Consider the following 14105-nt stretch of genomic DNA (forward strand, 5'->3'; position numbering starts at 1 on the left):
GCGGCTTTTTTAATGACTGATTTATATCTAATTACTAACCATTAAAGCAATGCTAAACCGCCATTTAAGTTATAAACGTTTTCAAACCCTAACTGCGACAAATTGTTTGCAGCTTGTTTAGAACGATTACCACTTCGGCAAACCAAAATATAAATATGGTCTTTCTCAAGCTGCCCTAGCACGATAGCGTTTGCCATACGACTGAGTGGAATATTGATCACTTTGCTATCAGCAACTGTGAATATTTCTGCCAAATTATTCGCACCATGCTCATACGGTTCGCGAGTATCAATTAAGTAAGTGGCTTTATCATTTAACATTAATTTAGCATCACTTGCAGCAAGCTGTTTCATTGGCGCACTTTCAAGTGTTTCAACATAGCCACATAAAGAATGACTTACAGTATGCTTTTGCTCATCCGCTTGTTGCTTTAATTCAACAAACTCATCATCTGATACTTGTTCACTTAATAGTTTTGCTAATAATGGTGTCGTTGCCTTTTGTGCATGCCAATCCATAGCAAAACATTGCTGATAATCATGCCCTGAACAAATTACCGTAGAATCTTGCACTGCCATAGCAAGCTGTTTTAATGACTGAGCCATTTTCGCAGCATCGCCACCGCTAATTGCTGTGTTACCTAAGCCACCTGGTAGGATTAAATCACCACAGAAGCAATAGCTGATATCACCGCTTTGTGTATCTGACAATAAATAGCTAACACTATCGTCACTATGACCCGGTGTCGCTACTTTAGTTAAGCGTGCATCGCTTAATTCGATATTTGCTGAATCTTTTGGCCAGCCAAGTTCATCTATTTCATTAGCAACAAAACGTTCTGCGAGCTCTTTTGATAATAAACAACGAGCCGATAAACGCTCTTGGTGATTATGGGTGTCTAAAATCGCTTTTACTGTTAGACCTTGTGTCGCGACAATTTTCGCCATACGCGGAATAAGCTCAATAATAGGATCAATCACCACTGCGTTTTTATCGCTGTCTACATATAGCCAACAGCACGCAGCTTGATGACGTAGCTGTGTTAAGCCAATCGCACAAACTTCGTGTTGAGGCGATGTACTATCAGACACAACAAGACAATTTGCCTCTAGAATCGGTTTTAATGAACGAATTTTATCGCAAGCAAAATCAATCTCTTGCTGATTCACAGCAGGGCCAAACGACATACGTATCGCGTTTTCACTTTGCCAATCACTGGCTCCCATCGCATCTAAAACAAAGCTACGGTTTGCGCCTGAGCTACATGCAGAGCCTCCACTAACACGGATACCCGCCGCATCAAATAAATCCATCACTTCTTTACTGGTTAATTCGTTTACAGCAAAGTTTAATGTTGTTGGCACTGAATGCTCAAAACTGTGATTAAACGTGATGCTGCCAAAGGTGTCTGTTAATGCAGCTAATAATTGCTCGCGAAAAGCATGTAGCTGCTCAATTGGCTTGAATGTTTGATTTTGTTTATCAAGTAATAACGAGAACAGCTTATTTAAACCGGCAATGCCTGGTAAGTTTTCGGTGCCTGAACGCATACCGCTTTCTTGACCGCCGCCAGCAATAAATGGTGTATACGCACTGCCTTTACGAATATAAAGTACGCCAATACCTTTAGGGGCATACAATTTATGGCCAGAAAATGGGGCGTAATCAATGGTAGTTTGGCTTAGCGCTAAGTTGGTTTTACCTAATGCCTGCACGCAGTCAACCATCCAAGCCACATGGGTGTTTTCACTACGAATGACTTGCTCAATAGCGCTTAAATCTTGGAATACACCGGTTTCGTTATTTACTGCCATGGTACAGATCATCAGTGCATTTGCAGCATGTTTACGAATAAACTCATGGTCTAAAATACCGTTCTTATCTACTGGAATAGCTAATACCTGTGCGTTGATATCAAGCACGCTGTTCCAATGTTTTAGGGTATTTGGCACCGCTTTATGTTCTGTTGCCCCATAAAGTAATACCGGATTCTCGATTTGATGACTTTTTGCAGCAATAAGCGTAGAAACAACCGCCGTTTGAATACCTTCTGTTGCACCTGAGGTAAATAAAATATCGCCGTCGGTAGCGCCAATGACTTCACGTGCTTTGTTACGCGTTTGTTCTAATAGGTGTTTTGCTTGAATACCCGTAATATGAGAGCTTGATGGATTACCAAAACAGACTTGCATCGTGTGCGAAACCACATCGGCAATTTCAGGAAGTACAGGAGTCGTTGCATTCGCATCTAAATAAATTTGCTGATTAGCATCGTCAGGAAGGTAAAAATTTGCCATGTAAAACGCACCATATTACTAAAAGATATATCTTATAACCTATTTTACATTTTTCACGGCTAAATTATAATAATCAATTAGTCAGTAAAGTGCGTTTTCTATACTTTTTAAGACTAAGCTAACTTTCTATTAGCTCAACCTGCTTAGAAGACCAGGCATTTATAAGCGCTTTTACTAATGAAGCCAGCGGTATTGCGAAGAACACCCCCCAAAAGCCCCATAAACCGCCAAAAAACAATACTGCAACGATGATAAACACTGGGTTTAAATCGACCGCTTCAGAGAACAGTAACGGCACTAACACATTGCCATCAAGTGCTTGGATCACGCCATAGATGATTAAAATAGTCCAAAACTGAGTTTCTAAACCAAACTGGAATAACGCCACCGCAGCGACAGGAATGGTCACCAATGCCGCCCCTACAAATGGAATAAGCACAGATAAACCAACCAACACGCTTAGTAAAGCCGCATAGCGAAGATCAAGCACAGCAAAAGCAATAAAAGATGCAGTACCAACAATTAAAATCTCAAATACCTTACCGCGGATATAATTCATGATTTGCTGATTCATTTCTTGCCAAACCTGAATGATCAAGCGGCGCTGCTTAGGCAATAAGCGTTCGGCACTTTGTGTGAGCTCTAATTTATCTTTAAGCATAAAGAACACCAGGAGCGGCACTAAGATCAGATAAATCAGCCAAGCTGCCACATCTTTTATCGAAGTTAATGACACCGATAGCACCAACTGACCAAACTCAATAGCTTTGGTCTCTACACTGGTAACAATTGATTTAACCTGATCTTCAGTAATCAAACTTGGGTAATCTTCAGGAAGATGTAAAAGCAGCGCTTTACCTTTTTCAATCATGTAAGGGGTTTCTTGAACTAGGTTGCTGGTTTGCTGCCAAAGCACAGGCCCCATGCCGACAATAATCATGATCATCAAGCCACTGAATACCAACATAACAAGAATCGTTGCGGTAAAGCGTTTTAAACCCAGCTTTTCTAAGTGAGCAACAGGCCAATCAAGTAAATAGGCAATCACCAAGGCAACTAAAACTGGCACGATTAACGAACCAAAAAAGTAGAAAAATGCAAAGGTTGCAATAAGCAGTAACAACAAGGTTACTGAATGGGGATCAGAAAATTTATTTTCGTACCAGGCTTTTACATACTCAAACACGAATGGACTCCACAGTTAGTACACCTAATTCTAGGTCAATTTTAAAATGGTAATGATGTTTTTCTAAAAATCGCTGCATATCGTCCGTTGCCTCAGCAGCATTAAATGTAAAAGTCACGGGTTGTTTAATTGATGTTGCCTTATTCAACCCTAATTTAAACTGAATAAATTGTTGAGGGCACTTATAGCCTCTTAAATCAACCGTTAACATAGCGAATCAACTGCGTTATTAATATGAATAATAAGTATAAGGTGTAGGCCGTTTGCGAAAATAAGTCTTTATAATGAGAAACAACTCATTTTTTTCTTAAAACACGCAAAACAATAGTTTATCCTTAATCTATAACTGGTAGTAAAGGAAACTCCATGCCTGGCTCGCATAATAAAGCGCAATTACCTGCGAATCCAACTCTTAAAGAGATAAACTGGTATAAAAAACAAATAAACTGGGGCGAGCTACCGCCTTTTTATCATATGGTGGCATCATCGGTTAGCGAATCTGAAGGGATTTTAGACCACGGTTTTGATAATGCCGTTAAACAATTAATTGATCCACGCAATTGGAACCTTGATTTATTAGGTGGTCATGAGACTGACATGGGCGAAATTGTCTGTGAGCAAAAACCGCGAATTGCTTTGCATCAAAGCTTTACGGACCGAGGTTTCGAATTATGGGCCTACCCTTATGCTAAAGATGTTATGGTAGACCAATACATCAAAGACAATCGCTTTATGGAATTTAAGGTGTGGGACCCGCACACCATGAAAAACCTTATTCGCTTTAACCAGCTTCATAAATTCATCGCTTTTTACTTTGAAAGAGGCGATAAAGCTGACAAAGCTTTAATTCTTCATGCCCATAAAGTAGCGCATAAAATCATAACTTTTTTACAACGAGAGTTGAACGTTGTTAAGCTAGATGGAGTCACAATAAAAGATTTCTATCAATTGTGCGAAAAAGACAGCCGAGCATGCAGCGACGAAATAGACTTAGCAAAAGTCATGTTAGGTGAGCAAATCAACAAGGAATAAGATGCGACTAAAATCAGCCTTTATTACACTGTGCAGTGCATTACTGACGTTTTCAATACTGCATAGTGAGCCGTTGAAGGCACAAACAAACTTTAAGCTGCCCGATTTAGGGACCTCAGCTTTACAAGCTTTGCCGATTGAAAAAGAGCAAGCGATCGGTGAAGTGATGATGATGCAAATTCGTGGCTCATCACCCGTTGTAAGTGATCCTGTTCTTGATGAGTACCTGACCACTTTGGGCCGTCGTTTAGTCGCAAACGCCAACGATGTGCGTTTTCCATTTTCATTTTTCTGGTTAAACAACGCTGAAATTAATGCTTTTGCCTTTTATGGTGGCCACGTAGGTGTGCATACGGGTCTTATCGCACAAGCCGATAACGAAAGCCAATTTGCCTCAGTACTTGGCCACGAAATTGCTCACGTAACGCAGCGCCATTTAGCCCGTCGTATTCAACAGCAGCAAGATAACAGCGCGTTAACTATAGCAGGTATGATTGCGGGTATTTTAGCTACTGTCGTTGCACCTGATGCCGGCATAGCCATTATCTCAGCAAACCAAACACAAGCGGCATTTAGTCAATTAACTCATAGCCGTGCTGCTGAACAAGAGGCAGACCGTATTGGTATGCAGACCTTAAACAATGCAGGGTTTGATCCTCGCCAATCAAGCGAGTTTTTAACTAAACTTGCCGCACAAATTCGCTACAAATATAAGCCGCCCGCCTTTTTGCTCACTCACCCATTGCCTGAAAGCCGTGTCTCTGATGTGCGATTACGTGCCGAGCAGTATCCAAAAAGACACTACTCCGACAGCCTAGAGTTTAATTTAGCTAAAAGCCGTGTTATTGCTCGCTATCAGCAAAAGTCAAAAGCCGCAGAAGATTTATTTCGTAAACTAATGCGTGAAAATACCGTTCATAACGACACTGCACTTAAATATGGTTTGGGTATTAGCTTGTTGGACCAAAAAAAGCTTGATGAAGCAGCCAGCATTTTGAATCCATTGCTTGAGCAAGATCCAAAGAATTTATTTTATATTGATACCCACACTGACTTACTCATTGCGCAAGGTAAAGCGAATGAAGCAGTAGAGTTTTTAGCTAAGTTAGATATCGATAGACCTAACAATCAGGTGATTGCCTTAAACTATGCAAATGCCGCTATTGAAGCTAAACAATTTGAGCTTGCTGAACGTATTTTAAAATCTTATTTATTAGCAAAACCTGAGAACAATCTTGCCAAAGAGCTCATTGCTGATGTCTATAAAAAGCAAGAAAATATGGCTTCCTACCATGAAGCGCATGCCGATGTGCTTGCCCAATATGGCGCTTATTTAAAAGCTGCTGATGAAATTCAAAAAGCACTAAACTTTGTTGAGCCTGAAGAGCTAGTTAAACAACAACGTTTAAAAGCCCTACTTACACAATACCGCCAATTACAAAAAGAGCTTGCGAGACTTTAAGTCTCGCGGCGCTTGCCCTAAAATAAGCCAAATTATTAAATGTGAGAACACACTATGTCTGTGACTATTTATCATAATCCACGTTGTTCAAAATCGCGTGAAACACTTGCCCTATTAGAAAGCAATAACGTACAACCAAGTGTTGTTGAATACCTAAAAACACCGCTTAATGAACAACAAATCTCGACTTTAATTAGCCAACTGGGTTTTACTTCAGCGCGTGAATTAATGCGTACTAAAGAAGACATCTACAAAGAGCTTGAGCTTAAAAACGAACAAAACGAAGACAAATTAATTGCTGCAATGGCTGCCAATCCAAAACTAATCGAGCGCCCAATTGTTGAAAATAACGGCAAAGCTGCTCTAGGTCGTCCACCAGAAAACGTATTAAGCGTACTTTAATGGCTATAAACATTGTTGTGCTATACCACTCAAGCCATGGCTCTGTAGAAGCAATGGCACATGAGATAGCCGAGTCGATTGAGCAACAAGGTGCAACTGCCTTATTGCGCACGTTTGTTAAACGTCAGCCACACGATATTGTGATCAGTAAAGATGATCTAATTAATTGTGATGGCTTAGCCTTTGGCACTCCTACCCGATTTGGCATGATGGCTTCACAAGCTAAGAGCTTTTGGGAAACCACCAGTGATCTATGGCTTAAAGGTCAGTTGATAGATAAACCTGCTTGCGTTTTTTCGTCATCAAGCAGTATGCACGGTGGTAACGAAGCTACCTTGTTGAATCTATCACTGCCGTTGTTACATCACGGCATGATGTTGCTTGGCGTGCCTTATGAGGTACCTGAGTTATTAGCAACTGAAACCGGCGGTACGCCATACGGTGCGACTCATGTGGCCGGTAGCAATAACAGCAATGTGTTAAGTAAAGACGAAATTAAAATTTGCCAAAGTGTTGGAAAGCGCTTGGCACTAATTGCGAGTAAATTACAATGAGCTTGGAACCTAAGCTAAATCAGCCTGTTGCCAAAAAACCAATTACAAAACGATTCCAACGTTTTGCGCTGATTGGCTATATCGGCTTATTAGTTTTAATGCCAATTTGGCTGTTTTTAATTGCCCCAAGAGAAGGACACAGTAACGCCTTTATCTTTGTTGTTTATATACTGCCTCTGCTGTTACCACTTAAGGGCATCATTCAAGATAAACCTTACACCTACGCGTGGGCAAACTTTATCGTGATGTTCTATTTTATTCATGGATTTACATTACTATGGGTCGCACAAGAACAGCTGATTTGGGTATTACTTGAGTTAACCTTTGCTAGTCTGATGTTTATTGGCTGCACCTATTATGCTCGCCATCGCGGACAAGAGCTTGGCCTTAAGATACGCAAATTAAAAGAAGAGCTGGCCGAAGAAAAAGCCGCTCATGAGCACGACAAATAATACCGATTCGTTTATCAAAAATGAAACAAAAAACGGCAACCTAGGTTGCCGTTTTTTATTTCAGTTTATTTGGTTTTTATGCGTTCACACCAACTCTGCTAAGGTGGCTAGCGCTACAATACTTGCCAGACCCACTTGGCCAATTAAGCTAAATAATGAGAACAACCTTAAAATAAACAGCCCCCATGGATGGCGAATATGCGGGTAAAGCGCACAGCGTTTCAAGCTTGTGGCAAAGAAAAAGCATAAGATCGAAACCAGCGTAAAGCTCAGCGTTAACTCACTTTTAATAGCAATGCTATCGTCAAAAAAGAAAAATAACTGCACAGGAAGTAACACAGTTACAATCGCATGGAGTAAGTGCACTTTTTTAACGCGATCAAACTGCCCTTCTGGCGAAAGCTCCTTAATGCCAAAGTCATGCTCAAGGCACTTCACTAAGTTATCCGCTTTAATGCTAACTGCTAGTCGATAGCAACTCAGACCATCGTTGTTACGAACTCTAAAGTCATAGCCCGCTTTTAGAAGCAACACCAGTAAAGGTCCATTCTCGGCTAATACAGCGTAATGTAATGCTGTATTACCTTTATTGTCTTGGGCTTTTTTATCTTGATGTTCAAGTATTGTCTCAACAACATTCACATAGCCTTTTTCAGTAGCCCACATAAATGCTGTTTTACCGTTTTCGTCAGCTAAAGCACCTGTTGCGCCTTGCTCAATGAAACGCTTTGCCATGGTTTGTTTAGCATTTTCGTGGCTTAAGTGGGCAAGTAAAGCTTGTTCAAGTAACGATGCTGAATCAACATCAGGTGATACAAGTTTTAGTAAGGTGAAGTAATCTTCACCGTGAGCAACTTTTTCAGCCGCAAGCGCTGTTAATGGTTCAAGATCAGCCACAGATTCTGGAATAAAACCACTAAAACGCTCTCTAAAGTCAACTTCGGTCCACAGTTCTAATACATCGTCCGCAGACATTTTTGCACCGTGATTAAGAACATGTTCAATCACTGTAAAATAGCGACGATTAAATAACTGGTGGATGAGAGTTATAGGGGTTTTAACGGCCGATTGAGCAAATGCGCTAGCATACTTCTCTAAGCGCTGGCATAACATTAAAACAAGACTTTCAGGGGTGTAGTCGTTTTCTAAGAAATGCGTTTTCATAGCATTAATATAATGCAACGCAGCTTCATCAAACTCAGAAATATGTTGGAAATAACACTCTTCAAACGGTTCAAGAGGAGTCAACCAAGTAAGGTAGTAAATAGGCGGAAGAACCGTCGTACACACACCGTCATCTTCATTAGTAGAACGACATGCCGGCCAAGCTTCTAAAGCATCTAAAATATAGGCCCCGTTTTGCTCAGCTAATCCTTTGATTAGTAACGGGTATTCCTTTGGCCAAATCAGTACATTTTCCATTAAAAAAACACAACTCCGCTGCACATTATTCGATGTCTTATTAAGCAACTAGTTATAGCAAAATTTAACTGACAGTTTGCTTAATATTGCGACCAATAACACAGTATCTGAACAGATACTTTGGTAAACAAGAAAAGTAGCATGATTCTACCACAGAGGGTTACAGGTGCTAGCGCAAAGTAGGTGATTTTTAAAGAAAATAGAAAAGCAGCGGCACATGGACGGTACTCACTGCTTGGTTGGAGACTGAAAGTAGCTAAAATGCTCGATGAGGTGAAGGTAATCGAGCTTTAAGCTAACTTACTTACTTGCTAATTCGTGTGTCACTTCATCAATGCCAACTTGGCTGATGCGTTGTAAAACTTCTTTTTGCTTCGCGCTCAACAGTGAAATACCTTCAGCAACGATATCGTATACTTTCCACTGCTTATCTTTGCCTTGACGTAATTTAAAGTGCAAATCGATGGCTGGCGCATTGTCATCAACAATTTGCGTTTTAACGGTTGCATAACCATCGTCGATGAGTTGTGACTGATCAAAAATAACTTTTTGGCCTGTGTATTTCATTAGTGCGCCGGCATAAGTTACTGTTAAGTAATGCTCAACCGCAGCAATAAAATCAACGGCTTGCTCACGGCGTAGGCCTTTAATGTGCTTACCTAAAAGCTTATACGATACAAACTTAATATCCATGTGCGGCAATAAGCGTTTTTCTACAATGTTCGCCATTGCTTCTGAGCTTGCATCGCCTTTTGCATTTACATTTGCGATATCAACAAATAAATCTGCTGTGACTGATTCTAATAGTTGCTTAGGCGAGCGGTCTTCACTGGCAAAAGCAGTTGCAGTAAAAAGCGCAGCTATAAGCAAAAATGAGTTAACTAGTTTGGTCATCGTGTTCACCTCTCAACGAAAATTTTCGCTAATATACCGATATTAAATCCATAAAAAAAGAAACAATCCGACACCGTTTTAATGCCAATTAAGCACCAATCGATTTTTCCCATAGTTTTCAGTTAATTGCTAAAAAATATGAGAATGTGCACAGCTTCTGTGTTTTTACACACATTGAAAAGTTCTTACCCCCGCCCTTATCTACTTGCTCACAGTCATAATGAGAAGTACCGAGATGAAACTAAAACACCCACTAAAAGCACTTATGTTAGGTGTAGCCGCCCTACTAGCAACACCGACTTATGCTGCTTCAAACCATGGCTATGCCGTTGATTACATTCAAGGTGAAGGTGATGTAAAAGGCTTAAAGCTGGCCTACCAATACCATATCCCCAATGAAAAGCTGCCCTTTCAACACGCCCGTTTGTACTTCGAGTCTAGTTTTAATATTTGGCAGTATGGCAAAGACAATAAACATCAAACGAATATCGTGTTAGCTATGTCTCCGGTGATCCAATACCCTGTATTTAATGTGAAAAACATGCCTGTTTATGTGGAGTTTGGGATTGGCGTTTCACTGTTGGATGACACCCATTTTGCAGGTAAAAACGTTAGTACTCACTATCAGTTTGAGGATAGGTTGGGCCTAGTTGCAGACCTAGGTGACGACTCAACCTTAGCTCTTAGGTATTTACATTACTCAAATGCGGGGTTCAAAAGCCCTAACCCTGGCCTTGATTTTATTTCACTGTCTTATGCAAGACGATTTTAAGTGCTACTATATCGCTGTGTATATCGGCAGGATTTCAAGATGGAAACTTGGCAAATTATCGCCATTGTTGTTGCCGTATTTGGTGTAGTAATTGGTAACCTTATGTTGCTAAAACATGCAGCAAAAATGGACTTCAAAGTGCCTAAAAGCGATGATAATGAAGATAAAAAAAGCCCTGATGAATAATCAGGGCTTTTCTATTTAAGATTTCAGCTTAGTTTACACTAACCAATGTGCCATTAAGACAATCACCGGTAATGTTACTAAAGTTCTTAAAATAAAGATAAAGAACAATTCGATAATATTAACTGGGATTTTGCTACCTAAAAGCAGTGCACCTACTTCCGACATATAAATCAATTGCGTCACACTCATTGCAGCAACGATAAAGCGTGTTACATCACTTTCGATACTACCAGCGGCAAGAATCGACGGAATAAACATATCAGCAAAGCCAACCATAATTGTTTGTGCGGCAGCTTCAGCTTCTGGTACTTGTAACAGCTCTAAGAATGGTACAAACGGTTTGCCCATATACTCAAAAATTGGCGTATATTCAGCAATAATCAAGGCAAATGTGCCCACAGCCATAACCACAGGTAATACTGCAAATACCATATCAAATGCGTTATGTAAGCCTTCTTTTACTGTACCAGCAAAGCCTGGTGCAGTGCGTGCTTTAGCAAGGGCCACATCAAGTGAGTGAGAAACCAGTGTTTTACCTTCAGGCACTGATTCTGCGTCTTTATCAGGCTCAGTTCCATCTACATAGAGGTCTTTTTTAAAGCGTAGCGGTGGTAAACGAGGCACAATTAGCGCTGCGGCTAAACCTGCTAAACACACTGTTAAGTAAAACGGTGCGAAAAGGTGCTCAAGCTTTACTTGGCCAATCACAACTAAACAAAAGGTAATTGATACAGCTGAGAAAGTCGTACCAATAATAGCCGCTTCGCGTTGTGTATAATGTTTGTCTTCATACTGACGAGCGGTCATCAAAATACCCACACTGCCGTCACCTAACCATGATGCCACACAGTTAACCGCACTTCGGCCTGGCACACCAAAAAGTGGGCGCATAACTTTAGTTAATAAGGTACCAACTAGCTCTAACAAGCCGAAGTTTAATAATAATGGTAATAGTAAGCCCGCTAAAACAAACACAGAAAACAATACTGGCAACAAGTCGTTTAACACCAGTGCACCGGTATTACCGGAAATAATCATTTCTGGCCCTTGTTTGGTGTAGGTCAGAACGATAAACACCATACCCAGTAATCGAACACTCAACCAAAGCCAACTAACATCAAATAAATGTTTAATTATAAAGAACTTAAGTAATGGCTGCGGTTTAAACAACTTTATCACTAAAGATAAAATACCGGTGATACAAACAATGCTGGTAATTAAACCCAGTGCAAATGGGCCAATCCACTCTTGCACTGCTTTTGCCATAACAGCAATCGGAATGGTCATTGCTTCACCTATGGGTACCGGCGTCATAAACAAGAAGACACCTATAAGTGAAGGAACGAAAAAGGTAAACAAGGTTCGCAAGTCACTGCGATTTGCTGTGTTTAAGTTAGACATATTTTCAACCTGTAAAAACCACAAAAAGAGCGGCTAAGCTCTTTTTGTGGTGGTTTTGACTTTTTTAATTATTAAATATTGATACCGCGCTGACGCAGTGCATTTTCTAATGCTTGCTGGAGGTCATTCATTGTACCAGGCTCTAATGTCGAACCTTCAGAGTCCATCCAAGTTAAACTTGTGCCGCCATCATTGGTGCGGCTAACAAGAATTTGGTATTGGCCATCTTCAATTGGAAGTTCAGATAATTCTTCGCCCCAAATTGAATCCCATACGCTTGACTCAGGCTTTTTGTAATCAGCCGTGATCAAACCACGCTCTTGGTCAATCTCTACGATAGTGAAAGATAAGCGTTCTAAGAAACCTGAGAAACGATCAAACACCATGTTGTAATCTTGCTCTGTAACCAGTGCCGCATTACCTTTGTTATCAAAGCCCATTTCTAATGAAATAATGCCTTGTTGTTTACGCATATCAACTTCAAGTTGACGGTAACGGTAATCAAACTCTGCGATCACTTGGTTTAACGCACGAACTTCAAGCTGTTGTTGTAGTAATGGTGTTAACGGTACTGAGTCACTTTTATAATCAGCAAGCTTAGATGTTAACGAAGCTGTACGCTGATGCGACTTTTCTTCAATTGTGAAGATAAAGCGCTGTTGTGATACTTCAGTTTCAGTTTCCCAGAACCAACCTTCTTCAGGTTTAATAATGGCATACCAACCTGTTTCAATTGAATTTGAGGCTTTGTCTTCTTTTAAAGCGGCGGTATTTTTTTCTGCTAGAACGGCTTTAATAGAGTCCCAGATAAATACATCTAAATCTTCGATACCATCGTTTTTATCAAAATAGACACGTGCTTCTGTGTCACCTTCTTCAACCCAAGTACCTTGAGCAATGGTAATTACTTGCGCTGGCGGACGATAGTTTTTAGCTTCAGGATTGTTGTCGTATTGCGCAACATCCATTTTATAAGTTGGATCTTGAGCTGGTTGCGCTAATCCTGCTGGAGCTTTTACCGCTTCGTTAGCACGATAATTGCGTTTGTGGTGCGCTTCATCGGTAAAAACACCGCACCCTGTTAAACTTACCATTACGCTTACAGCAAGCGCCTTTGAGATCCAATACTGCACAGATATTTCTCCTTAGCAAACCCTTAATTTTTTTAACAAATATATGAGTGGGTAATGCCGATTTGGTTCACTGTAAAATCACTTTTAACTTTACATTTATTGTTTTTATGCAAAAAACCCGAATAGATTGGGCTAGCGTAACGTATTTGATTGCTTATCGCCTTGCAAAATTTTAACTATGGTACTTTCTGATGCCCCTAAAAACAAGAAAGAGCGCACTTTATTCACGGCTTAATTAATCGCCGCTATCGTTAACGGAGCAAATTATGTTAAACTTCGCCGCCGTGCGGTATTAAACTCACGTGAAATCAAAGCTTATTTAAGCTTATATCCATTGGTATTGTTATTTACTAGGTATTTAAAATTCCATGACTGCTTTTACAAATCATCAGATAGTGCTCACTGCGATTGGCGAAGATAGACCCGGTATCGTTAGCGAATTAACTCAGTTAGTGAGTGATTGCCATTGCAATATAATTGACAGTCGCATTGCTATTTTGGGCAACGAATTTACCTTTATCATGCTATTAGCAGGTGATATGTCGGCAATTAGCCGTATTGAACATACATTGCCAACTAAAGGTATGGAACTTGGTCTTTTAACCATGATGAAACGCACAGCAAGCCATGTTGCATGTGAATTTTGTGCCGGTTACACCCTCGAATACACAGGTATTGATACGCCAGGAACATTAAGTAAAGTTACGCGCTTTTTTGCAGATAACAACATCAGCATTTGTTCTCTTAAGTCAGACACTTACGATGAAGATGACGAACTTAAAATGCGCTGCGAACTAGAGTTTAATATTCCTGTTGAAGTCGATATTGATAACTTTAAAGTGAGCTTTGAAGATCTTTCTCGTAGTTTGAACGTAGATTATATTTTCAGACGCATTCGCTAAGGAGCAAAGC

Annotated in this window: 14 protein-coding genes; 8 read left to right on the plus strand and 6 right to left on the minus strand. The window is 40.3% G+C overall.

What is annotated here, in order from left to right; translation table 11 throughout:
* Positions 1-41: 41 nt before the first annotated feature.
* The gene (locus tag MTF66_RS27970) at positions 42-2297 is read right to left on the minus strand and encodes an aminotransferase class V-fold PLP-dependent enzyme (protein WP_248529313.1); all 2256 of its coding nucleotides are present in this window, start codon (positions 2295-2297) and stop codon (positions 42-44) included.
* A 118-nt stretch (positions 2298-2415) separates the two neighbouring features.
* The gene (locus MTF66_RS27975) at positions 2416-3483 is read right to left on the minus strand and encodes an AI-2E family transporter (protein WP_058586235.1); all 1068 of its coding nucleotides are present in this window, start codon (positions 3481-3483) and stop codon (positions 2416-2418) included.
* Between the two features lie 366 nt (positions 3484-3849).
* Between MTF66_RS27975 and MTF66_RS27980 the strand changes: the two genes are divergently transcribed.
* Genes MTF66_RS27980 through MTF66_RS28000 form a run of 5 tightly spaced genes read left to right on the plus strand, consistent with a single transcriptional unit; the run spans position 3850 to position 7385 of the window.
* Positions 3850-4515, plus strand: coding sequence for a hypothetical protein (locus tag MTF66_RS27980; RefSeq protein ID WP_058586236.1), 666 nt, complete (start codon positions 3850-3852; stop codon positions 4513-4515).
* 1 nt (position 4516) lies between these two features.
* Complete coding sequence (locus MTF66_RS27985) at positions 4517-5977, plus strand: M48 family metalloprotease (protein WP_175082796.1); 1461 nt, start codon at positions 4517-4519, stop codon at positions 5975-5977.
* A 54-nt stretch (positions 5978-6031) separates the two neighbouring features.
* The gene (gene arsC / locus MTF66_RS27990; protein ID WP_054563602.1) at positions 6032-6379 is read left to right on the plus strand and encodes an arsenate reductase (glutaredoxin); all 348 of its coding nucleotides are present in this window, start codon (positions 6032-6034) and stop codon (positions 6377-6379) included.
* Complete coding sequence (wrbA, locus tag MTF66_RS27995) at positions 6379-6933, plus strand: NAD(P)H:quinone oxidoreductase (RefSeq protein WP_063528399.1); 555 nt, start codon at positions 6379-6381, stop codon at positions 6931-6933. The genes arsC and wrbA overlap by 1 nt, the downstream gene beginning before the upstream one ends.
* Positions 6930-7385, plus strand: coding sequence for a DUF2069 domain-containing protein (locus MTF66_RS28000; protein ID WP_248529314.1), 456 nt, complete (start codon positions 6930-6932; stop codon positions 7383-7385). Before wrbA ends, MTF66_RS28000 begins: the two co-directional genes overlap by 4 nt.
* Before the next feature lie 84 nt (positions 7386-7469).
* Here the strand turns inward: MTF66_RS28000 and MTF66_RS28005 are convergent, their stop codons facing one another.
* Both MTF66_RS28005 and MTF66_RS28010 read right to left on the minus strand, forming a co-directional pair.
* A complete protein-coding gene (locus MTF66_RS28005; protein ID WP_248529315.1) occupies positions 7470-8807 on the minus strand; it encodes an ankyrin repeat domain-containing protein in 1338 nt (445 codons plus the stop codon).
* Positions 8808-9107: 300 nt separating this feature from the next.
* Positions 9108-9701, minus strand: a complete 594-nt coding sequence (locus MTF66_RS28010) for a phospholipid-binding protein MlaC (protein WP_248529316.1) — start codon at positions 9699-9701, stop codon at positions 9108-9110.
* A 235-nt stretch (positions 9702-9936) separates the two neighbouring features.
* Here MTF66_RS28010 and MTF66_RS28015 point away from each other — a divergent pair, with 235 nt between their 5' ends.
* Together MTF66_RS28015 and MTF66_RS28020 are read left to right on the plus strand one after the other, a co-directional pair.
* Complete coding sequence (locus MTF66_RS28015; RefSeq protein WP_058586242.1) at positions 9937-10473, plus strand: acyloxyacyl hydrolase; 537 nt, start codon at positions 9937-9939, stop codon at positions 10471-10473.
* A 39-nt stretch (positions 10474-10512) separates the two neighbouring features.
* Positions 10513-10659 carry a DUF2897 family protein gene (locus tag MTF66_RS28020; protein ID WP_082389286.1) on the plus strand — a complete coding sequence of 49 codons (147 nt, stop codon included), beginning with the start codon at positions 10513-10515 and terminating at the stop codon, positions 10657-10659.
* Positions 10660-10692: 33 nt separating this feature from the next.
* On the opposite strand, the gene MTF66_RS28025 is transcribed toward MTF66_RS28020, so the two are convergent.
* Positions 10693-12060, minus strand: a complete 1368-nt coding sequence (locus MTF66_RS28025; RefSeq protein ID WP_054563596.1) for a YjiH family protein — start codon at positions 12058-12060, stop codon at positions 10693-10695.
* Positions 12061-12131: 71 nt separating this feature from the next.
* Positions 12132-13193, minus strand: coding sequence for an outer membrane protein assembly factor BamC (bamC, locus tag MTF66_RS28030; RefSeq protein WP_058586243.1), 1062 nt, complete (start codon positions 13191-13193; stop codon positions 12132-12134).
* 368 nt (positions 13194-13561) lie between these two features.
* On the opposite strand from bamC, the gene MTF66_RS28035 reads away from it, so the two are divergent.
* Complete coding sequence (locus MTF66_RS28035; RefSeq protein WP_054553746.1) at positions 13562-14095, plus strand: glycine cleavage system protein R; 534 nt, start codon at positions 13562-13564, stop codon at positions 14093-14095.
* Positions 14096-14105 lie beyond the last annotated feature (10 nt).

It is taken from the genome of Pseudoalteromonas sp. 2CM39R (genome assembly GCF_023161845.1).